Below are 1,508 nucleotides of genomic sequence, written 5' to 3'. Positions count from 1 at the left end.
CGTTTTTTTTCATAATGGTGTAAACTTTTTTCTTGGTGATGAATTCGTTAAAGGTTTTTTGATATAAATCAGTGATTTTACGATGACCGTAAAAATATTGTTCGTGTAAACATAAAGCTTTAATGCGATTTTGTTGTAATAAGTATTTTTCTTTTTTGGTTTTGATTTTATTTTCGACTTTCAACCAATAATAATAAGTACTTCTTTTTGTTCGGATAGTTTTTAAAATTGTTGTTAAATTTAGTTTTTGATTAAATTGTTTAACCAATTCAAAAACTGTTTTTTTGACTGTTTTTTGATTTTTTTTCATTAGAGCTTGTAATAATTTATTTTTGTGGATTTCTTTTTCTATTATTTTTTCTATTTTTTTCATGATTTAAATATCGTTTCCTTTTTTTATATCATATACATCAACCATTATAACTCTAAATGATTATATTTATTGAAAAAAGGGGGGGGTGCACGCAACTGGGGGATTTTTATTTTTCTTCTTCTTTTGTTTTTGTTTGCTTATAATTTTTGTTAGCGCTTCAGCGCGTTAGGGATGTTGTTTGGTTAATTTTTAAAACATCTCTCTTAATAATGGAAAGGAAAAATAGGGAGTTATTTATATATCGAAAAATAATAACGATAGATAAAAGATACAACGATAATATCAAATATCGAGTATCATTATCATTATCGATATAATATATAAAATATCAATCCTTAAAAAGGTTTGGTTTTTACAAAGAAATTAAAGGAGTCAAATGATGATAAAATGATGAGTGTATGATGATAAAATGATGAGTGTATGATGATAAAATGATGAGTTAAATAATTTATTTATTTTATGATTCTTCTTTTGTTAAATATCTTTTATAATCAGGACGCATTTTTTTAACCCGATAGCCTTGTTTATTTTTGGTTAAAAATAATTTGATGTGTTTTAAATCTTCCAATTGATAATAAATAACATTTAATCCTTTTTTATAATTTGTTTTTATAGGATTGTTATATTTATCTACTTTTTTGTCATCTAATTTATATAATTTTAAAGTGTCTAGTTTGTCTATAACTATCTTACTTATTAATTCTTTAATGTAGTCTTTTTGTTCGTTGAGATAATTAATTTGGAAGATAGGGAAATGTGTTTTAAGGGTATTATTTTGGGCTTTTGGAAGTGTTATGGGGTTGGTTAGGGTTTGATTATTATTATCGTTTTCGGGAGAGTGAGTTTTGATTATTTCTATTCTATACTTTTTCATTTCATCTAAGATTTGAGGGTCTACAAATAGAGTTTGGTTTTTTGGGCGGTAGTTTGCTTGTTGATAGGAATTTTTCTTTTTAGAATGAGAAACAATTGTAATATTTAATAATTCTCCTTTTAATGTTTGTAAAAAGTTTTTGATTTGAATTAAGTCGTTAGGGGTTGATTTTGTTTCCCAACCCCCGATTCTAATTTCTTGACTAGTGTCGTTTTTCATTTTTTCTCCTTTTATTTTCATTTTGAATAATAAAAAAAGACT

The 1,508-nt window shown here is 24.9% G+C and carries 1 protein-coding gene and 1 pseudogene; both read right to left on the bottom strand.

Features of this window, described 5'->3' with window-relative positions:
- Positions 1-373: pseudogene (locus RI68_RS02720) on the bottom strand (IS3 family transposase); the annotation flags it as partial.
- 457 nt (positions 374-830) lie between these two features.
- Positions 831-1,466, bottom strand: coding sequence for a hypothetical protein (locus RI68_RS02715; protein WP_026071957.1), 636 nt, complete (start codon positions 1,464-1,466; stop codon positions 831-833).
- Between the last annotated feature and the right edge of the window lie 42 nt (positions 1,467-1,508).

The organism is Vaccinium witches'-broom phytoplasma str. VAC (assembly GCF_000309405.1).
Taxonomy (GTDB): domain Bacteria; phylum Bacillota_I; class Bacilli_A; order Acholeplasmatales; family Acholeplasmataceae; genus Phytoplasma.
Note: the sequence above shows the minus strand (reverse complement) of the source record. Positions and strands in the feature narration are given on the sequence as shown.

Coding starts and splice junctions, on each gene's coding strand:
- RI68_RS02715 (WP_026071957.1), bottom strand. CDS start 1,466: ATGAAAAACGACACTAGTCAAGAAATTAGAATCGGGGGTTGGGAAACA.